Here is a 19,316-nt window from a genome sequence, read left to right as displayed (position 1 = left end):
TGTATGAAAAGCCGAACACTCGCAAGGCAACCGACAAATTTTATTCAAACACTCTGTTCAAATGTTGGCCTGTGCCGTTAAAGCAACAAACAACATGTGAGCTGCATCAGCTGCTGGTGCAAAACGGGGACCGAGGCAGATAATCGGTTTGTAAAGGAGAATGATCATGGATGCCAAACCACCGAAGATTCCGACCCCGGACAAAGTTTTCAGCCCGGATCCGGAACCCGCTGGCGTCGAGTTTCTGGGTGCAGAACTGCCGGAGCACGTTCGCGCCTTTTTCGACGAACAACGAAAGTCGTGCGACTCGAAGTAATGAGTCAGTGGCGCGATGCAGCATCGGCGTCCGCGCATTCGGCGCGCGGCGCGGATTCGCACGCGCGTCACGATAAGTTTCACGCTTTGCGGGTGACGCGGGTTAAAACCGTCTGAGTTCGACGCCCGGCGTCCGGCTACGTTCGCCCTCAAGCTTTAATGCGCGCCACGGGTTGTGTTTCGCGCGCCGCTTTTCGCCGATGAATACGCCCGCAGCGCCGGGCATCGTCTATTCTTCTGGTTTTTCTTCCGCGGCCGTCCGGCCACTGCCTCCTCCATGAATCGTTCGTTTCGCTTTGGCGCGTTCTGTGCGCTGACGTTGTTCGCCGCGCTTGCATTTACGTCCGCTCCCGCTGTCGCAGATGGCGACGACACGGCGCTCACCAATCTGATCGCGCTGGCCTCGCAACGCCTTGCGCTGGCGGAGCCGGTCGCACGCTGGAAGTGGGCGAATCATCAGGCGATCACCGATACGCCGCGCGAAAACACACTCCTCGCCGATGTCGAGAAACGCGCGGCGGCCGCCAATGTCGACCCCGCGTTCGCTCATGCGTTCTTCCAGGATCAGATCGACGCGAGCAAGGACGTGCAGAACGCGCTGTTTGCCAACTGGCGCGCTACGCAACCACCGCAAGGCCCGGCACCGGATCTCGCCACCACGACGAGGCCGCAACTGGACCGGCTGACGCAATCGCTAGTGGCCAGCCTCGCGCGCGTGCAGTCGCTGCGCACGGCGCCGGATTGTCCGTCGCGCGTCGCACAAGCGCTGGCCAACTGGAAATCGCTGACACGCTACGACTCGGCCCGCTCGGGCGCGCTGACTCGCGCGCTGGGTCATGTGTGCGAGACGGGCGGCGTAGGCGCGACGGGTTGAGCGGCGCGGCGTGATAGAACGCCGCCCGGCTCAACCGGCTGATTGGGCTAGGCGAGACTCGGCGCGGATGCGCCGCTCGTCACGCTCAGCGGCATCACGCGCAAACCGCGCGCGAGGTGACTTTGGAGGATGCGGTAGGTCGACAGTTCGAACGGCCCCGCGACGCTCGATGCATACAAATCCGCCGCCTGCGCGAGCGATGGCGCATGACCCACATAGCGCCAGCGATCAACCACATGAAACGTGCGCGCCTGTGACTCTTCCTCGCGCTCCTCGAAAACGATCGGGCCTTGAAACGGCCAAGGCGCGTCCGCCGGATCGCTTTTCGTGACTCGCGGCACTCGGTTGTGACCGGGACGCAAAGTCGCGATCCACTGCGCTTCCGCCAGCATCGCGCCCAGTTCGCCACCGGTCGCGCGCCACTCGACGCGCCGTACCTGCTGCGCAAGTCGAATATCTTTCGACGACCGCTTTTCGCCGGTCAAATGCGAGCGCAAACGCTGACGCACCCGCACGCTTCGTCCGACGTACAGCGGCAGATCCTCCTCCCCATAGAACGCGTAGACGCCGCATCCGGCCGGCGCGCTGTCCAGCAGGTCTTCGGTGATGTCGCCGGCGAGCCGGTAGCGCCGCGTGGTGCGCTCGATCTGGCTTCGCAACACATCTAACGGCACGAGGCCGTGCAGGCGCTGCCAGAACTGCCAGATCAGATCGGCGTCGGCGAGTGCGCGGTGACGATCGGATGGCACCAGCGCATGACGCTCGACCAATGCATCCAGTCCATGGCGCTTTTCCGCCGGAAACAACGCACGCGACAGACGCACCGTGCACAGCACGTCCGGATCGAACGCCAGTCCGGCGCGGCGAAACTCACCGCGCAGAAAACCGCGATCGAAACTCGCGTTATGAGCGACGAATAGTTTGCCGTTCAGGCGCTCGAACAGCGCCGGCGCGATTGCGTCGAAGGTCGGCGCGCCGCGCACCATCGCATTGGTGATACCGGTGAGTTGCTGGATGAAGGACGGGATCGGCTGCTGAGGGTCGACCAGACTGCTCCAGCGCGAGACGCCGGCGGGTCCGATTTCGACCACGCCGACTTCGGTAATGCGATGTTCGCTGGTCGAGCCGCCGGTGGTTTCAAGGTCGACGAAAACGATCGGGCCATCCAGGGCCGGCTCCGACAAAAACTGTTCAGACATGGAAAGGGATACTTTGGACGCGTGACTTTGCGGCAAGTATGCACCAGTTGGCTGCCCTGTACCCGGATTGCATCGAATGATCTGTGTTGAGCAGCAGCGCGGCGCGCCACATTTCCCGATGCTTTGCGCGACCGATAAAATTCATCACGATTATATTTTTCGGATAAACGCTGCACCGACTCAAAAACCGTTGTGCGTTGATTTTGTTCGTTCAGCGACAACCATTCGAACCGGATAGTTAATTCGATCCAGCACCGCGATAGCGGCACGATAACGAAACAGGCATTAAAAAAGCCCTCGCTTTCATGCGAGGGCTCCTTTCCGATCCACTGCGCGATACAGCCGTGCGCGGCTTCTTACAGCGGCTGGATGTTCGCAGCCTGCTTGCCCTTCGGGCCGGCTTTGACTTCGAACGAGACGCGCTGGTTTTCCTTCAGCGACTTGAAGCCGTCGGCGCGAATTTCCGAGAAGTGCGCGAACAGATCTTCGCCACCCGAATCCGATGTGATGAAGCCAAAGCCCTTAGCATCGTTGAACCATTTGACGATACCAGTTTCCATGTTCCAGTTTCCCTCGAGGATTTATAAAAATCGGGCAATGCCCTCACGCCGAATACCACTGTCAAACTATCCGCCATGGATTATTTCTGACAACCCATCTGAAATCAGATCGGTTAAGTGAATTCAGCTTTGCCGTTATACGGGGGACGAAGAATCGTCGTCAAGCAAATTTTTAATATTCGTTTAGCTTGCAACAAACTATGCGCAATGCAAACTCAATCGGCAATGTTTATCGAATATCTCGGTAAATACCGAATAAATTTCGCGTCAATATTACTGACTCAAGGACGTAAGATGCGTAATAGCGGGAAAAATTTCTACACGTCGCCCATTTGTGTAACAAATGATGTTTTTAGTAAGTGTTTTTCCGACTTGTTGCGCCGCACTCCCGTCAGCATCATTGAAAATAGCAAATGTTGTGATGCAGATCAGGAGAATGTCATGCTGTTGAATGAAATCCGCCGGTTGATGACGTGGCTCACGCAGTCGCACCTCAGGGCAACGGACGGTCAGTCCGAAGCACGCGCGGAAATGACAGGCTCGTCCGCCTTTCAGCTTGATCCTATGTTTCCCGTGTCTCCCGCCTGGCACGGCGATCACTGGCAGAACCTGTTGTCGTCGCCCATGGACGCGCGCCGCTATGTGATGGAAGACTGGAGCGTGCCGGCCACCACCGAATGGGATCTGGCTGACGACGCAGCGCCCGCGCACTAACCGGCGCGCGCATCCGCACGCCGACGGACGAAAAAAAAGCGCGACTGGGAAGTCGCGCCGACAAAGGTTTGGAGATCTTTTTCGTCAACGAAAAAGTCTGCTTCGGAAAGCAGAAAGTTGAGTATAGCGGTTGAGAAGATTTCGATTATCTACACAATCAACAATCATCTATTTCATTCGAGACAACAATCAATTTTTACGAATTATCTCGTTGTTTTTTTTCATCGATTACTGTAGCAAATGAGCAACGCCAATCGCGCCGAACCGCTTTCCCCATTCCATGAATAACGCCGACAGCCTTTATCTATAAGGCTCGCACGGCATTCACACATCGTTTCCGATCGCGTAATACTTTATTGCGAAAATCGGAATGTCCATGTCGCAAGCCGTCTCTCTACACTTTGCGTAACCGGAAACCAGCGCGTTTTTTGTTCTGCGCGCAGCTCACACGGATCACGCCTCTCGCAGCGGCCCGCGTGAAGGTCTCCCTAAAGCCTGGGTTCAATACCCACTCTCGCTCTCGGAGTTACAAAATGATGAAGAAGACACTCATGGTCGCTGCCCTCACGGGCGTTTTTGCAACGGCTGCGCAAGCTCAAAGCAGCGTCACGCTGTACGGCTTGATCGACGCCGGCATTACTTATACGAACAACCAGCACGGCCATAGCAACTGGCAGGAAACCAGTGGTTCGGTGAACGGCAGCCGTTGGGGCCTGCGCGGCGCTGAAGATCTGGGTGGCGGTCTCAAGGCCATCTTCACGTTGGAAAACGGCTTCGGTATCAATGACGGCACGCTGAAGCAAGGCGGTCGCGAATTCGGCCGTCAAGCGTTCGTCGGCCTCGCAAGCGACCAGTTCGGCGCCGTGACGCTCGGCCGTCAATACGACAGCATGGTCGACTACGTCGGCCCGCTGGCGCTGACCGGTACGCAATACGGCGGCACGCAGTTCGCGCACCCGTTCGACAACGACAACCTGAACAACTCGTTCCGTGTGAACAACTCGGTCAAGTATCAGAGCGTGAACTACGGCGGCTTCAAGTTCGGCGCGTTGTACGGCTTCTCGAACCAGGCTGACGGCTTTGCGAACAACCGCGCGTACAGCGCCGGCGCGTCGTACAACTGGGGCGGCCTGAACGTCGCTGCCGCTTACCTGCAACTGAACAGCAACGGTGCGACCGGCGCACAGGCCGCGTTTAACTCGGGTGGCGCGGTGTCGAGCGACAACACGTTCTTTGCTGGTCGCCAGCAGACGTGGGGCGCGGGTGCTAACTACGCGTTCGGCCCGGCAACAGTCGGCCTGGTGTACTCGCAAACCAACCTGTCGGGTCTGGCTGGCATCGGCGCGGGTGCGTCGGGTCAATCGGCTGGTGTCGGCGGCTTCGGCGGTGGCAGCGCTCACTTCCAGAATTTTGAAGCGAACGCCCGTTATGCTCTGACGCCGGCAGTGAGCATCGCCGGTTCGTACACGTACACCAAGGCGAGCCTGGCCGGTACGCGTCCGCACTGGAACCAGTTCAACCTGCAAACCGCGTACGCACTGTCCAAGCGTACCGACGTGTACCTGCAAGGCGAATACCAGCAAGTCAACGACGGCGCGATCGTCGACGCCGACATCAACGGTCTGGCTGCTTCGGGCAACAACAAGCAAGTGGCTGTCACTGCAGGTCTGCGTCACCGCTTCTAAAGCGGCACGCAGGTCTCGTAGTATCGAAGGCGCCGTTTGCGGCGCCTTTTTTTATGTTGTCGTACCGCAGGCGCGCCGGGTCAATGTCACGATCGCATCCCAGTATCTGTTGCGACAACGTGACGGCTCAGCGCCCTAGCCGCCCGTGTCCGGCGGCGGATAGGTGACGTTAAGTATGTCGATTGGCTGCGGGCCGGCAGGCGTGTACAAGGTCACCGTATCGCCGATTTTCGCCTTGATCAGCGCGCGTGCAACCGGCGAGATCCAGCTCACGTAGCCGATATCCAGATCGACCTCGTCGACGCCGACAATGGTCACGACGTGATCCTCGCCGTCTTCGGTCGCGTACTCGACAGTCGCGCCGAAAAACACCTGATCGATGTTCTCCTGCTTGCTGCTGTCGACCACTTCCGCGAGATCGAGGCGCTTGGTCAGAAAGCGGATGCGCCGGTCGATCTCACGCAACCGACGCTTGCCGTAGATGTAATCGCCATTTTCCGAGCGATCGCCGTTCGACGCCGCCCACGACACCAGCCTGACCACTTCGGGCCGCACGACGTCGATCAGATGCAGCAGTTCGTCACGCATGCGCCGATAGCCGGCGGGCGTGAGGTAATTTTTGGTACCCGCGGGGACATCCGGCTGGGCGACGTCGAGGTCGTCGTCATTCTCTTCACTCGACTCTTTGACAAAGGCCTTGTTCATGATCATCCGTTGACTGCAGCAAACGACTGCCTATCAAGGGTACACGATCATGACCATGAGACAAATCGCAGTTACACCCTTCCCTTTTTGAAAACCTTTGCTATAATCTCGTTTCTGCGTGCGGCTGTAGCTCAGATGGATAGAGTACTTGGCTACGAACCAAGGGGTCGTGGGTTCGAATCCTGCCAGCCGCACCACTTATTCGAGGGCCTCCCTCCCGGGAGGCCCTTACGTTTTACCCGGTTTCATTGCAGTATTGCATCACCCGTTTAGCGTGCGGCTGTAGCTCAGATGGATAGAGTACTTGGCTACGAACCAAGGGGTCGTGGGTTCGAATCCTGCCAGCCGCACCACTTATAGAGGGCCTTCCGATCGGAAGGCCCTTTGTTTTTGTCCGACGGATTTTGCTCAATTGCGTCGAGCAGGCCAGCCCATGGGCTGATGAGTTCGCGGAGCTGGCAGCGGCGGCCAGCCCTTCAGTTACCGCGGCGCCGACTGAATATCCCCAATCTGCCCATCCGGGTTCGGCATATCGCCACCATACGAACCTTGTGCCGTTTCCTCACCGATCGGCTGCGCTCGCTCGCCGCTCAGCACCTGCGCCTCGTGCAGCACATCGTCCACCGTCTCGCCATACCGGCTTTCGACGAACGCCCTCAGCAAAGCCTCCCGCAGCGAGTCCCCTCGCCCTTCCACCGTCCGGTGACTACCTTCAAAATCCGCGACGCAGTGCGCCGCACCCTGATCAGTCCGCTCGCGCACTTCCAGCCGTTGCGCGCGCTCCAGTACCGCAGCCGCAGCCTCCCATGACGTGGACGGCGTGAACCGGCCGTCCCACGGACGTCCGCGATCATTGCCGCGAATCGAAACGGTTTCGCCGCTGTCGGTAAAGTGGATTTCGCGCACGAAGTCGTGCAGGCTGCGCGCGACCCAATAGTCGAGCGCAAGGCCGGTGAGGTCAGCTACGTTCATGAGCGTTCTCCCTGGGGAACACGTGAGACTCACAGGCGCGCTGGGCGTTCAGATTGACGCGGATGACGCTTGGGACAAGCTAGCGGCAAAAAACAAAAGGCGCGCTCGCGCACGCCTTCGACCACATCTCAAGCACACCGCGCATCACACATCGCGCGCGGTGCGCGAAACAAAATCAGTAATCCGCCCTCTCGCGATCAATCCGCATCCCACCGTCGTGACGGTGATGACCTTCCTCGCTCGGCCGCTCGCGCGAAATACGCATGACGTCCGGGTTGGTGCGCACACGGCGCATCACGTTAGCAAGATGGACGCGATCGCTGACCTGAATCACGAAGCGCAGCACCGTGGACTCCTGCGACAGGTCTTCGTCCATCGCGATGTGGACGATGTTCGCGTCCGCCGACGTGATGTCGGCCGCCACGCGGGCAAACACACCCTTGGTGTTCTGGACGAGCACCTTGACGGCGACGTCGAACAGGCGCCCCGGCTGCGGTGCCCACGCGACGTCGATCCAGCGACCCGGGTCGCGCTTATGGATACGCTGCGCAACGCGGCAATCCGTAGTGTGGATCGCCATGCCGAGGCCGATGCCGATATAGCCCATGATGTCGTCGCCCGGAATCGGACGGCAGCAGGCCGACAGTTGCACCGACATGCCCTCGGTGCCCGTGATCACCACCGGCGGCGCATGCGGCAAATCGGAGTTGGAGCGCGAGCCGTCGTCGTCGGCGTCGCGGCCGCTCATCAGCACCTCGATGCGCTTGGCCATGACCGCTGCGACACGCCGGCCGAGGCCGATGTCCGCGAAAATTTCCTGACGGTTCTTGTTGCCCGTCCACTGCACGAGCTTTTCCCACGCTTCCGGCGTAACGTCCGACAGCGCCAGTCCGTAGCCCTTCAACGACTGATCGACCAGCCGCTCGCCGAGCTGCACGGACTCGTTCAAACGCATCGTCTTCAGATAATGACGGATCGCCGAGCGCGCCTTGCCGCTGCGCACGAACCCGAGCCACGCCGGATTCGGCTTCGAATACGGCGCCGTGATGACTTCCACGATGTCGCCGCTCTTCAGCTCGGTGCGAAGCGGCAGCAGTTCATTGTTGATCTTCACCGCGACGCACTGGTTGCCCAGGTCGCTGTGGATCGAATACGCGAAGTCGAGCGCGGTGGCGCCGCGCGGCAACGCCATGATCTTCGACTTCGGCGTAAACACGTAGACCGCATCCGGAAACAGATCGATCTTTACGTGTTCGAGGAATTCGCTCGAGTCGCCGGCTTCGCTCTGAATATCGAGCAGCGACTTGAGCCACTGGTGCGCGCGCTTCTGCACGTCGTTCAGGTCGGCGCTGCCGTTCTTGTACAGCCAGTGCGCGGCCACGCCGGCTTCGGCGATCTCGTGCATCTTGCGCGTGCGCACCTGAAACTCGATCGGTGCGCCGAACGGGCCGACCAGCGTGGTGTGCAACGACTGATAGCCGTTCACCTTCGGGATCGCGATGTAGTCTTTGAACTTGCCCGGCACGGGCTTGTACAGCGCATGCAGCGCGCCGATGCAGGTGTAGCACTCCAGCGCGCTTTCGACCACCACGCGAAAGCCGTACACGTCGAGCACCTGCGAGAACGACAACTGCTTGTCGCGCATCTTCTTGTAGATACTGAAGATGGTTTTCTCGCGGCCGGTGACTTCGGCGTCGATCTTCGCGTCGGCAATCGCGCGCTGCACCGACTCCAGAATCTTGCCCACCACCTCGCGCCGGTTGCCGCGCGCCGCCTTGACGGCTTTTTCGAGCGTGGCGTACCGGTGCGGGTTGAAGTTCGCGAAGCTCAGGTCCTGCAGCTCGCGATAGGTATTGTTCAGACCGAGCCGATGGGCGATCGGCGCGTAGATATCCAGCGTTTCACGCGCAACCCGGCGGCGCTTCTCGTGCGGCACCGCACCCAGGGTGCGCATGTTGTGCAGCCGGTCGGCGAGCTTCACCAGAATCACGCGGACGTCGCGCGCCATCGCGAGCAGCATCTTGCGGAAGTTTTCCGCCTGCGCTTCTTCGCGATTGCGAAACTCCATCTTGTCGAGTTTCGACAACCCGTCGACCAGTTCCGCGACCTTGGCGCCGAAACGCTCGGCGAGTTCGGCCTTGGTCACGCCCTGGTCTTCCATCACGTCATGCAGCAGCGCTGCCATGATCGACTGGGCGTCGAGATTCCAGCCCGCGCAGATTTCCGCGACGGCGACAGGATGCGTGATGTAAGGCTCGCCACTCTGGCGGTACTGGCCGAGGTGGGCTTCGTCGCTGAAATGGAAGGCCGCCTTGATGTCCTTGATCTCTTCCGGCTGCAGATAGCCGGACAAGGCGGACGTCAGTTTGGCAATCGAGACGACGTCATGCCGGCGCGGTTGCTCCGGCGTGGCGGTCGGCCCGAACAGATGGCGAAACGACTGCTCGAGGACCGCGTCGATGTACTTGCGTGCGGACGAGGGCGAGTCGGCGTCGTGTTCCACTTCCGTGGCGGTGGGCGGGGTGGTACTCATGGTCGCCTCCGCAGCGGTTGGGGTTGGACGCCGGTCTGCACGTTGATGCAATTACGTGTAGCAAGTTGGTAAAGCGAGTGTAGCGGTGAAGCAAAAAGCACGTGAAGCAAGCGGGCAATCGAAACCGGAAAACGGTGCGCCTTAAACCGGCACCTTCTTCAGCATTTCGACGCCGACCTGGCCGGCTGCGATTTCGCGCAGTGCGACGACCGTGGGCTTGTCGCGGCTTTCGATCTTCGGCGTGTGACCTTGTGCGAGCTGACGCGCGCGATAGGTCGCGGCAAGCGCGAGTTCGAAACGGTTCGGGATCTGTTTGAGACAGTCTTCGACGGTAATGCGGGCCATGTTGGGTTCCTTCTCAGTATGTTGCTTATTCTACCTTATGTGCTCGACACGCCGCCGCGTTCACGCGTGTGGCAGGTGAATGCCGAGCTGCACGAAAAGCTGCGTGTGGCGCGCGTATTGCGACGCAAAGCGCGAACGCGTTGCGGCCACGAGGCACTGCAGTTCGCCGAGCGCGCGATCGAAATTCTCGTTGATCACCACGTACTCCGCTTCGGCCGCATGCGCCATCTCGCTACCCGCTGCGAGCAAACGCCGCGTGATCACATTCGGCTCGTCCTGGCCGCGTTTCTTCAGACGCTCTTCGAGCGCTTCGAGCGACGGCGGCAGGATGAAAATTTCGACCGCGTTGTGAAACTGTTTCTTCACCTGCTGCGCGCCCTGCCAGTCGATTTCGAGCAGCACGTCATGGCCACTTTTCATCTGATCCTCGATCCAGACGCGCGACGTGCCGTAGTAATTGCCGTGCACTTCCGCGCTTTCGAGAAACTCGCCGGTGTCGTGACGCGCCATGAAATCGTCGACGGTGGTGAAGTGATAGTGCTCGCCGTCCTGCTCCTTCGGACGCGGCGGGCGCGTCGTGTAGGAGATCGACAGACGGATCGCGTCGTCGCCGGCGAGCAGCGCGTTCACGAGCGTCGACTTGCCCGCGCCCGACGGCGCCACCACCATGAACAGATTGCCCGGATAAGCACCGGCGTAGGGATTGCGCGGAGCGCCGCTTTCGCGTGTGTGGTCGGTCATGTTCGTGTTGCTCCCGCCTTATTCCAGATTCTGTACTTGCTCGCGCATCTGTTCGATGAGCAGCTTCAGGGTCATCGACGAATCCGCCAGTTCTTTCGCGGCGGCCTTCGAGCCGAGCGTGTTCGCTTCGCGATTCAGTTCCTGCATCATGAAGTCGAGGCGCTTGCCGACCTTGCCGCCCTTCTCGATCACGTGGCGCGTTTCGTTCAGGTGCGCGGTAAGGCGCGACAGTTCTTCGGCGATGTCGATGCGGATGCCATACATCGTCACTTCCTGGCGAATCCGCTCGTTGATCTCTTCGCGCGACACGATCGTCGCGGCCGTGTCCGGCGCGGCGATGCCGAGCGCTTCCTGCAGACGCTCGACGATCTTCTGCTGGTGCTTGGCGATCAGCTCCGGCACGAGCGGCGTGATCTTCGTGACGATCGCTTCCATCTCGGTGACGTTGGCGAGCAGCATGGTGGCCAGTTGCGCGCCTTCACGGCCGCGCACGTCGATCAGGTCGGTAATGGCCTGCTTGCCGCAGGCGAGCACCGCGTCACGCAACACGTCCTGCGCCACGCCGGTTTCGGCCAGCACACCCGGCCAGCGCATGATTTCACCGGTGCGCAGACGGCCGGCTTCCGGAAACGTGGACAGCACCGTGCGTTCGAGCAACGCGAGTTGAGTCAGCGCTTCATGGTTGACCGAGCCCGCGCTAGCCGTCTGTTCGCTACGCTGCAGATTGATACGGATATCCACCTTGCCGCGCGACAGTTTGTTCATCAGCATTTCGCGCAGCGTCGGTTCGCAGACGCGCACGTCTTCCGGCATGCGGAAGTTCAGATCGAGAAAGCGCGAATTCACCGTGCGCAGTTCGACCGATACGCTCACGCCGCCGGTGCCCGAGGCCGCGACGAGTTCGCGCGTGGCGCTCGCATAGCCAGTCATGCTGTAGATCATCGTATTTCTCGCGATTGTGGCCATGCGCTCGACGATGGCCGGAGAGTCGAATCGCCCGGCGTGTACGAGGCGCGGGGCGGAGAACCGGCATTATCCCATTTTTGCCGGAAGGGCCGTCCTGTCGCGCTCGCCGTCGACCGGCGCACGGCGACGCGTGCCGGCGTTCCGCGCGCGACCGCCGCCGCGCGATCGGCGGTAAAATCTTGCTTTCCCTCCCGCTTTTCTTCCAGACCGATCCCAACATGACCCAGACCACCCATCGCCCCAGCGGCCGCCAGGCCAACCAGCTGCGCGACGTGCGCATTACGCGCCACTACACGAAGCATGCGGAGGGCTCGGTGCTGGTCGAGTTCGGCGACACCAAGGTGATCTGTACGGCAAGCATCGCCGAATCCGTGCCGTCGTTCCTGCGCGACCGCGGCCAGGGCTGGCTGACCGCCGAATACGGCATGCTGCCGCGCGCCACCAACACGCGCAACGACCGTGAAGCCGCGCGCGGCAAACAGACCGGCCGCACCCAGGAAATCCAGCGGCTGATCGGCCGCGCGCTGCGCTCGGTGTTCGATCTCGAGAAGCTCGGCGCGCGCACACTGCATATCGATTGCGACGTGATCCAGGCCGACGGCGGCACGCGCACGGCGAGCATTACCGGCGCTTTCGTGGCCGCGCATGACGCAGTGGCCAAATTGCTGGCCACGGGCCGCATCGAAAGCTCGCCGATCAACGACTACGTCGCGGCGATTTCGGTCGGCGTGTACGACGGCTTGCCGGTGCTCGACCTCGATTACGACGAAGACTCGCAGTGCGACACCGACATGAACGTCGTGATGACCGGCGCGGGCGGTTTCGTCGAAGTTCAGGGCACGGCCGAAGGCGTGCCGTTCTCGCGCGACGAAATGAACGCGCTGATGGACCTGGCGAGCGACGGCATCAACACGCTGATCGCGAAGCAGAAAGAAGCGCTGGAGCAAAAGAGTGAATGAGGTTCGTCAAAGCGGCGGCGAAGTTGGCTCAGATTCGCCGTTGAAAAAGGTGGTGCTGGCGTCGAATAACGCTGGCAAGCTGCGCGAGTTCGCGGCGCTGCTCGGCGCGGCCGGCATCGAACTGATTCCGCAAGGCGAGTTGAACGTGCCCGAGGCGGAAGAGCCGTACCCGACGTTCGTCGAAAACGCGTTGACCAAGGCGCGCCATGCGGCGAAGCTGACCGGCCTGCCCGCCCTCGCCGACGACTCCGGCCTGTGCGTGCGCGCGTTGCGCGGTGCGCCGGGCGTCTATTCGGCGCGCTACGCACAGTTGGCCGGCGGCGAGAAAAGCGATGCCGCGAACAACGCGCGACTCGTCGCCGCGTTGCAAGGCGAGACCGATCGTCGCGCGTATTACTTCTGCGTGCTGGCGCTGGTGCGTCACGCCGACGACCCCGAACCGCTGATCGCCGAAGGCCGCTGGCATGGCGAGATTCTCGACACGCCGCGCGGCGAGCATGGTTTTGGCTACGATCCGCACTTCTTCCTGCCGTCGCTGAACGCGAGCGCCGCGCAGCTCGAGCCGGCGGTGAAGAACGCCGGCAGTCATCGCGCGATGGCGTTGCGGCAACTGCTCGCGCGCCTGACGGAGGAAGCGTGATTCCGATCAAACCGGCCAAACCGGCGCCGGCCGACATCGGCAATGGCGTCATCAAGGCATTCACGTCGCCGGGCAGTATCCGGCTGACGTCGCTGCCGCCATTGGCGTTATACGTGCATTTCCCGTGGTGCGTGCGCAAGTGTCCGTATTGCGATTTCAACTCGCACGAGTGGAAAGGCGACACGTTCCCGGAAACCGAGTATCTCGACGCGTTGCGCGCCGATCTGGAGATGGCGCTGCCGCTGGTGTGGGGACGCCAGGTGCATACGGTGTTTATCGGCGGCGGCACGCCGAGCTTGCTGTCGGCGGCGGGACTCGACCGGATGCTGTCGGACGTGCGCGCGCTGCTGCCGCTCGACGCCGATGCGGAAATCACGCTCGAAGCGAACCCCGGCACCTTCGAAGCCGACAAGTTCGCGCAGTTTCGCGCGAGCGGGGTGAACCGGCTGTCGGTGGGGATTCAAAGTTTCAACGAGGCGCATCTGAAAGCGCTCGGCCGGATTCACGACTCGACGCAGGCGCGTCACGCGGTCGAAGTGGCGGCCACCACGTTCGACAACTTCAATCTCGACCTGATGTTCGCGCTGCCGGGGCAAACGCTCGCCGAATGCCAGGCCGATATCAATACGGCGTTGGCGTTCGCGCCGCCGCATCTGTCCTTGTATCACCTCACACTCGAACCCAACACGCTGTTCGCGAAGTTCCCGCCGGCGCTACCCGACGACGACGCCTCCGCGGATATGCAGGACTGGATTCACGAGCGCACCACGGCCGCCGGTTACGGTCGCTATGAAGTGTCGGCGTATGCGCAGCCGCATAAGCAGAGCAAACACAATCTGAACTACTGGCGCTTCGGCGACTATCTCGGCATCGGCGCGGGCGCGCATACCAAGCTGTCGTTTCCGAATCGCGTGCTGCGCCAGGTGCGCTACAAGCATCCGTCCACCTTCATCGAGCAGGCCATGGCCGGTACGGCGGTGCAGGAAGAGAACGAAGTCGGGCCGCGCGATCTACCGTTCGAATTCATGCTGAACGCGCTGCGCCTGGTGGAAGGGTTTCCGGTTCATCGCTTCGTCGAGCGCACGGGGCTGTCGATGACGTCGATCGAACCGGCTTTGCAGGAAGCGGAGCGGCGCAAGCTGATCACACGCGACCATGAAAAGATTGCACCGACACCGCTCGGTCAGGCGTTCCTGAACGACTTGCAGGAGCTGTTTCTGAAAGATCCACTGTGATAGTGGATCGCGCGAGTGCCGCAGCGCCGATTTTTCAGGTTACAATTTAGGGCTTGGAGGTGTGGCCGAGTGGTTTAAGGCACCGGTCTTGAAAACCGGCGAAGGAGCAATCTTTCCGTGAGTTCGAATCTCACCGCCTCCGCCAGAATCTTCAAAAAAACCCCGTAAATTCAATGCTTTGCGGGGTTTTTGTTTTTCCGGCCCATCACGCAGCCCATCATCGAGCACAAAGAACTCTCGCGCCGCCGCTTGCCGGAACGTTATCGACGTTTGTACGCTATGTACTAGTGACGGCGAGGAGGCGACATGGAAGACCCCTATTCGTTTCAGGCGATTAAGCCGCTGTGGGGCTTAGTTGATCCGCTAACGGTCCGGCAGGCGGCTGCGTTGATTGCCGGGTTTGATCCGACCGCAGTCGATCAGAGCGGAAACTTTTTCGTGAGTTCAAGCGGCTGGACCGAGAGCGAAGGTATTGCTTGGGTTCACACGGCGCTCGCGGCACTTGTGAACGCAATCAACGCACGCAAACTGAAAGCGGTCATTCGCCGCGCTGCATGGCTACGTGGATGGGATGAAGAACCCGAAGAAGGTGAACGCTACGCCGAGAGTCTGACAATCCGGGATGAGGACGCTAACGAGGCGTGGGCTACCGAACCGCCGCGATTCAGGCCGCGCGGCATCATCTACCGTGTTTCGCCGGATTGGGACCTGACGACCGTCGAGCGCGCCGACCTGATCGCGTGGATGAAGAGTAGAGGTATCACGAGCGGTTTTTTCTTTCCCGATGTTGCCGCTGATACCCCCGGCTACCTTGACTCGAACAATCTCCGCTACGCCCCAAAGCTCGCCGCCGCCATCAATGCGTGGCTGGCCGTGACAGACCCCGGCGGAAAGAGTGCCAAGCAAGCGCTTGAAAAATGGCTGCGCGAACACGCGGCCGCGTACGGTCTGGTAGACGACAACGGAAATCCTGTACAGCAGGCCGTCGAGGAGTGCGCCAAGGTGGCAAACTGGCGTCCCGGCGGTGGCGTGCCCAAGACGCCAGGCGCCTAACCTGCCCACCCCCGAAAGTCCTGCCAGTCAAGGTCGTAAGGGCGAATGTCGCGCAAACCTGCCTACCCGCTCCCCTCGAACCGGCCCACCCTACCGGCCATTTCCAAGGCAGGTTTTTTGAACCGGCCCACCTTTTCAACGCCTCGCCGTGAACATTTAATCGAAGCCATGCCGCGCCACTCCGGCGCGAGCCTTCACGAATCGAAGGTGACGACATGGCTGACCAACATTTCCCGATCCTCATTCCCCGTTATCGCGTTTCGGAAATAACAGGCCTGCAACGCAGTGCGCTCTATGAGCGCATCGCACGCGGTGATTTCCCGAAGCCTGTCACCATCGGTAGCGCAGCGGTGCGCTGGATCGAGGCCGAAGTCATTGCATGGGTGCAACAGCAGATTGACGCGGGCCGCAAAACGGCGGACGTGGAAACGCCCCGAGTCAGAAGCCGCACGCGCCGCACCGTGCGCCAGCATGGAGGCGCGTCATGATCTCGCATCCTTACCAGGATATGAAGGTCCGCATTACGGCGGGCCAATACGCCGATGCAACTGTCAAGGTTATCCGGGTACTACCGGATTTCGGCGAACACGGTTTCGTTGAAGTACGTTTCGATGCACAAGGCAAGAAGAAACCCGTCAGTGACCTGATACCGGCATGCTATATCGGCTACCCCGATGCCGATGTTGCGCCGTCGAAGTGTGAGTTTCACAGCCAGCGGGGCGGCGCGCATGACAACGCCGAAATCGACCTGTTCCAGCCGGGGCAGTCGAAATGAGCGGGCCGAGAAAAACCGAAGCCACCTTCGCCGCCGCGCTAGCCGCGCACGATCTCACACCATCAGAAATTGTCAGTGATGGCCGCATACGCCGTTTCGACGGACCCGACGACAAGCGCGGCCAGCGCAACGCCTGGTATGTGCTTTACGGCGATGGAAGCGTGTCGGCTGGTGCATTCGGTTACTGGAAAACCGGCCTGTCGGAAAAGTGGTGTGCAAGGCCGCAGCGCACCTTGAGCGCGGCTGAACATAAGCTCAATCGCGAGCGCATAGAGAACGCGCAAAGCGCGGCGGCCGCCGAGCGGGCGAAGATTCGCGAGCGCGCCGCCACGGCCGCACGCCGGATATGGGAGAACGCACACGACGCCGACGACACTAATCCGTATCTCTCGCACAAGTCCGTCAAGTCATACGGCGTTAAAGAGACCGACGACAATCGCACGCTGATCGTGCCGTTGCACAACGCGGCTGGTGTGATTGTGAATCTACAGTTCATCAACGGGCGCGGCGAAAAGCGATTCAAGGGCGGCTGCGAAGTGAGCGGTTGTTCGTATCAGTTTGGCGGCGAGCCGCAAGCTGACGGCGTGCTGCTCATCGGCGAAGGTTATGCGACATGCGCTAGTGTGCACGCGGCAACTGGTGCCCCCGCCGTCGTCGCATTCAACTGCAACAATCTGTTGTCCGTGGCTCGCGCGTGGCGCGCACGTCTGCCTTCTGCTCAAATCGTGCTGGCCGCCGACGATGACCACATGACGGCGGGTAATCCAGGAGTGACGGCCGCGCGGGCGGCAACGCACGCCATCGGCGGCGCGCTCGCAATTCCCCGTTTTGGCGACGGCCGACCGGACAACGCATCCGACTTCAACGATCTGCAAGCCTTCGCCGGTCCTGATGCCGTGGCCGCATGTATTGAGACCGCGTATTTGGCGAGCGCGCAGGATAAGGCCGACACCCCTGACGGGCGCGCACACCACACCGGCAAAGTGAGCGCGCAAGCCGCCGTCACGGCGCAGCCGACAAACAGCGACGACGACGTGTCAGACGCAAACGGAAGCGGTAAACAAGCCGACTGCGGCAGCGGGACAGACAACGAAAGCGACGACGACGCAATCGCGCGACTTGCCGCACTGGGCACCATGAGCTATGACCGTGTGCGCCGTGTCGAAGCAAAGCGGCTTGGCGTGCAGGTTGGCACGCTCGACAGGCTCGTAGCCGCTATCCGCAACAACGGCGGCGACTTCCCATTTGCGGAAATTGATCTGTGGTCCGAACCGGTTGACGGCGCGGCGCTGTTGTCCGAACTGGCCGTTGTCGTGCGGCGCTTCGTCGTGTGTGATCCGGTGACGGCGCACGCTGCGGCGTTGTGGATCGCCATGACATGGCTGATTGACGACGTGAATATCGCGCCGCTTGCGGCGATTAGCTCGCCAGAAAAGCGGTGCGGAAAAAGCACATTGCTTGGCTTGTTTGCTCGCCTGACCTGTCGGCCGCTCGCGGCGTCGAACATTTCTCCAGCCGCGTTGTTTCGCTCGATTGAAGCGTGGCGGCCGACGCTGGTCATTGACGAAGCCGACGCATTCGCAAAAGACAATGAGGAATTGCGCGGCTTGCTGAACGCTGGGCATACCCGCGACACCGCCTATGTTGTGCGTGTCGTCGGCGACGATTTCAGGCCGAAACAGTTTTCGGTATGGGGCGCGAAAGCGATAGCCGGGATCGGCAAGCTGGCTGACACAATTGTGGATCGCTCGATCTGTTTCGAGCTACGGCGACGGCTGCCACATGAGAAGGTCGATAAGTTGCGCCATGCTGAACCCGGCCTGTTCGACATGCTCGCGTCGAAGCTGGCGCGCTGGGCCGACGATAACGGGCCAACGGTGCGCAGCGCTCGTGTCGATCTGCCCGACTCTCTAAACGACCGCGCCGCCGATAACTGGGAACCGCTATTTCAGATTGCTCATACCGCTGGCGGCGTGTGGCCCGAACTCGCACGGCGCGCGGCGCTCGCGCTATCCGGCGACAGAGGACAGGAGCAGAGTGTAAGCGTCGAACTGCTCGCCGATATTCACGAAATTTTCGAGACCCAGAAAGCCGTTCGGATTGCATCGGCCGATCTGTTACGCGCGTTGCTCGATGATGAAGAGAAGTTGTGGGCGACATGGAATCACGGTAAGCCGTTGAGTCTGAAGCAGCTTGCAAAACGGCTCGGCCAGTTTGGTATCAAAAGCAGGAACATCCGTAGCGGCTATGCCGTCGCCAAGGGCTACGACCGCGCCGATTTTTCAGATACCTTCGCCCGCTACTTGTTTTTGGACGATTTTGCCGCTACACCGCTACAACCTAGTACCAGCAAGGCGTACAGCGTAGCGGGTGCGCCGCTACAGGGGCACGGCAAAAACGCACCCGCTACGCTGAAACCCATACCAGTCAAGGCTGACAGCGAATGTAGCGGCGTAGCGGCGAAAAACAGGGGAATCGGGGAAGAACACGATCACGCAGGCGATAACAATGCCGAGGACGCGCTATGAATACGAACGCGCGCGATCTGCTCGGCATGGCGAATGCGGCGGGGGTAAGCGTCAGTCTGGAGGGTGGAATAGTGAGGCTACGCGGGCCAGCCGCCGCCATCGCGGCGACCAAGCCGAAGCTCGCGCCGTTCAAGTCCGAGATTGTCGCGTATCTGCGCGCCGCCGCGAAGGACGCCGATAAACCCCCAGCCGATCACGCCCTGATGTTGCGCGACGAAAGTAACGGCTTGTATCTGCCGTGGGGTCCGTATATGTCGGCTGACGATGTGCGCCGACTGCGTGCGGTGCTCGCCGACGTAATCGCCGAGTTGTCGCGGCTTGAAGGTTGGGCGCATGTCGATCTTGACGACATCACATCGCGCGCGACGCGTGCTCCGCTATCGGCGCTGTTGCCCGACGTTCGATATTTCGGTGAGCGGCTGGCCGCTGCGCGGGATGAGGCGGCGGCACGCGCCGCGCTGGCGGCGCGGACGTGGAAGTATGACCCACGGGTGCGATAGCCCCGAAACGGGCCGCA

Annotated in this window: 20 protein-coding genes and 3 tRNA genes; 15 read left to right on the top strand and 8 right to left on the bottom strand. The window is 61.1% G+C overall.

Annotated features, from left to right (window positions below):
* Window positions 1-166 precede the first annotated feature (166 nt).
* Window positions 167-316, top strand: a complete 150-nt coding sequence (locus tag GGD40_RS17270) for a hypothetical protein (protein ID WP_028200145.1) — start codon at window positions 167-169, stop codon at window positions 314-316.
* 276 nt (window positions 317-592) lie between these two features.
* Window positions 593-1,189, top strand: a complete 597-nt coding sequence (locus GGD40_RS17265; RefSeq protein ID WP_179703350.1) for a chorismate mutase — start codon at window positions 593-595, stop codon at window positions 1,187-1,189.
* A gap of 47 nt (window positions 1,190-1,236) precedes the next feature.
* Here the strand turns inward: GGD40_RS17265 and GGD40_RS17260 are convergent, their stop codons facing one another.
* Together GGD40_RS17260 and GGD40_RS17255 are read right to left on the bottom strand one after the other, a co-directional pair.
* Window positions 1,237-2,388: an exonuclease domain-containing protein gene (locus GGD40_RS17260; RefSeq protein WP_179744346.1), complete on the bottom strand. Its 1,152-nt coding sequence runs from the start codon at window positions 2,386-2,388 to the stop codon at window positions 1,237-1,239.
* 356 nt (window positions 2,389-2,744) lie between these two features.
* Window positions 2,745-2,948 carry a cold-shock protein gene (locus tag GGD40_RS17255; RefSeq protein WP_035547750.1) on the bottom strand — a complete coding sequence of 68 codons (204 nt, stop codon included), beginning with the start codon at window positions 2,946-2,948 and terminating at the stop codon, window positions 2,745-2,747.
* 441 nt (window positions 2,949-3,389) lie between these two features.
* On the opposite strand from GGD40_RS17255, the gene GGD40_RS17250 reads away from it, so the two are divergent.
* Both GGD40_RS17250 and GGD40_RS17245 read left to right on the top strand, forming a co-directional pair.
* Complete coding sequence (locus tag GGD40_RS17250; RefSeq protein ID WP_179708517.1) at window positions 3,390-3,662, top strand: hypothetical protein; 273 nt, start codon at window positions 3,390-3,392, stop codon at window positions 3,660-3,662.
* A 536-nt stretch (window positions 3,663-4,198) separates the two neighbouring features.
* Window positions 4,199-5,347 (top strand): porin, encoded by a 1,149-nt coding sequence (locus tag GGD40_RS17245; protein ID WP_179708515.1) that lies wholly within the window; start codon window positions 4,199-4,201, stop codon window positions 5,345-5,347.
* Between the two features lie 135 nt (window positions 5,348-5,482).
* Here the strand turns inward: GGD40_RS17245 and greB are convergent, their stop codons facing one another.
* The gene (gene greB, locus GGD40_RS17240; protein ID WP_179703348.1) at window positions 5,483-6,052 is read right to left on the bottom strand and encodes a transcription elongation factor GreB; all 570 of its coding nucleotides are present in this window, start codon (window positions 6,050-6,052) and stop codon (window positions 5,483-5,485) included.
* Window positions 6,053-6,172: 120 nt separating this feature from the next.
* Here greB and GGD40_RS17235 point away from each other — a divergent pair.
* Window positions 6,173-6,249 (top strand) — tRNA-Arg (locus GGD40_RS17235).
* A 79-nt stretch (window positions 6,250-6,328) separates the two neighbouring features.
* Window positions 6,329-6,405: transfer RNA gene (locus GGD40_RS17230), tRNA-Arg, on the top strand.
* A 127-nt stretch (window positions 6,406-6,532) separates the two neighbouring features.
* Here the strand turns inward: GGD40_RS17230 and GGD40_RS17225 are convergent.
* From GGD40_RS17225 to GGD40_RS17205, 5 genes are all read right to left on the bottom strand, one after another.
* Window positions 6,533-7,024 (bottom strand): phage protein NinX family protein, encoded by a 492-nt coding sequence (locus GGD40_RS17225; protein WP_179744345.1) that lies wholly within the window; start codon window positions 7,022-7,024, stop codon window positions 6,533-6,535.
* Window positions 7,025-7,199: 175 nt separating this feature from the next.
* On the bottom strand, window positions 7,200-9,557 hold the full coding sequence (locus GGD40_RS17220; protein ID WP_035547757.1) for a RelA/SpoT family protein: 2,358 nt from the start codon (window positions 9,555-9,557) through the stop codon (window positions 7,200-7,202).
* Window positions 9,558-9,698: 141 nt separating this feature from the next.
* Complete coding sequence (rpoZ, locus tag GGD40_RS17215; protein WP_006025620.1) at window positions 9,699-9,902, bottom strand: DNA-directed RNA polymerase subunit omega; 204 nt, start codon at window positions 9,900-9,902, stop codon at window positions 9,699-9,701.
* Between the two features lie 60 nt (window positions 9,903-9,962).
* Complete coding sequence (gene gmk / locus GGD40_RS17210) at window positions 9,963-10,643, bottom strand: guanylate kinase (protein ID WP_179703346.1); 681 nt, start codon at window positions 10,641-10,643, stop codon at window positions 9,963-9,965.
* Between the two features lie 18 nt (window positions 10,644-10,661).
* The gene (locus GGD40_RS17205) at window positions 10,662-11,585 is read right to left on the bottom strand and encodes a YicC/YloC family endoribonuclease (protein ID WP_179744344.1); all 924 of its coding nucleotides are present in this window, start codon (window positions 11,583-11,585) and stop codon (window positions 10,662-10,664) included.
* Window positions 11,586-11,827: 242 nt separating this feature from the next.
* On the opposite strand from GGD40_RS17205, the gene rph reads away from it, so the two are divergent.
* From rph to GGD40_RS17160, 9 genes are all read left to right on the top strand, one after another.
* Window positions 11,828-12,568, top strand: coding sequence for a ribonuclease PH (gene rph, locus GGD40_RS17200; RefSeq protein WP_179703344.1), 741 nt, complete (start codon window positions 11,828-11,830; stop codon window positions 12,566-12,568).
* Window positions 12,561-13,208: an RdgB/HAM1 family non-canonical purine NTP pyrophosphatase gene (gene rdgB, locus GGD40_RS17195; RefSeq protein ID WP_179703343.1), complete on the top strand. Its 648-nt coding sequence runs from the start codon at window positions 12,561-12,563 to the stop codon at window positions 13,206-13,208. The genes rph and rdgB overlap by 8 nt, the downstream gene beginning before the upstream one ends.
* 5 nt (window positions 13,209-13,213) lie before the next feature.
* Complete coding sequence (gene hemW / locus GGD40_RS17190) at window positions 13,214-14,443, top strand: radical SAM family heme chaperone HemW (RefSeq protein ID WP_179744961.1); 1,230 nt, start codon at window positions 13,214-13,216, stop codon at window positions 14,441-14,443.
* Window positions 14,444-14,498: 55 nt separating this feature from the next.
* A tRNA-Ser gene (locus GGD40_RS17185) sits at window positions 14,499-14,588 on the top strand.
* Window positions 14,589-14,749: 161 nt separating this feature from the next.
* Window positions 14,750-15,496, top strand: a complete 747-nt coding sequence (locus GGD40_RS17180; RefSeq protein WP_179744343.1) for a hypothetical protein — start codon at window positions 14,750-14,752, stop codon at window positions 15,494-15,496.
* Window positions 15,497-15,711: 215 nt separating this feature from the next.
* A complete protein-coding gene (locus tag GGD40_RS17175; RefSeq protein WP_179744342.1) occupies window positions 15,712-15,984 on the top strand; it encodes a helix-turn-helix transcriptional regulator in 273 nt (90 codons plus the stop codon).
* Window positions 15,981-16,271 carry a hypothetical protein gene (locus GGD40_RS17170; protein ID WP_179744341.1) on the top strand — a complete coding sequence of 97 codons (291 nt, stop codon included), beginning with the start codon at window positions 15,981-15,983 and terminating at the stop codon, window positions 16,269-16,271. The genes GGD40_RS17175 and GGD40_RS17170 overlap by 4 nt, the downstream gene beginning before the upstream one ends.
* Complete coding sequence (locus tag GGD40_RS17165; RefSeq protein WP_179744340.1) at window positions 16,268-18,799, top strand: DUF3631 domain-containing protein; 2,532 nt, start codon at window positions 16,268-16,270, stop codon at window positions 18,797-18,799. The genes GGD40_RS17170 and GGD40_RS17165 overlap by 4 nt, the downstream gene beginning before the upstream one ends.
* Window positions 18,796-19,299 carry a hypothetical protein gene (locus GGD40_RS17160; RefSeq protein WP_179744339.1) on the top strand — a complete coding sequence of 168 codons (504 nt, stop codon included), beginning with the start codon at window positions 18,796-18,798 and terminating at the stop codon, window positions 19,297-19,299. The genes GGD40_RS17165 and GGD40_RS17160 overlap by 4 nt, the downstream gene beginning before the upstream one ends.
* Window positions 19,300-19,316 lie beyond the last annotated feature (17 nt).

The organism is Paraburkholderia bryophila, assembly GCF_013409255.1.
In the GTDB taxonomy this organism is placed as follows: Bacteria; Pseudomonadota; Gammaproteobacteria; order Burkholderiales; family Burkholderiaceae; genus Paraburkholderia.
This window is presented reverse-complemented; position numbering and strand designations above follow the sequence as displayed.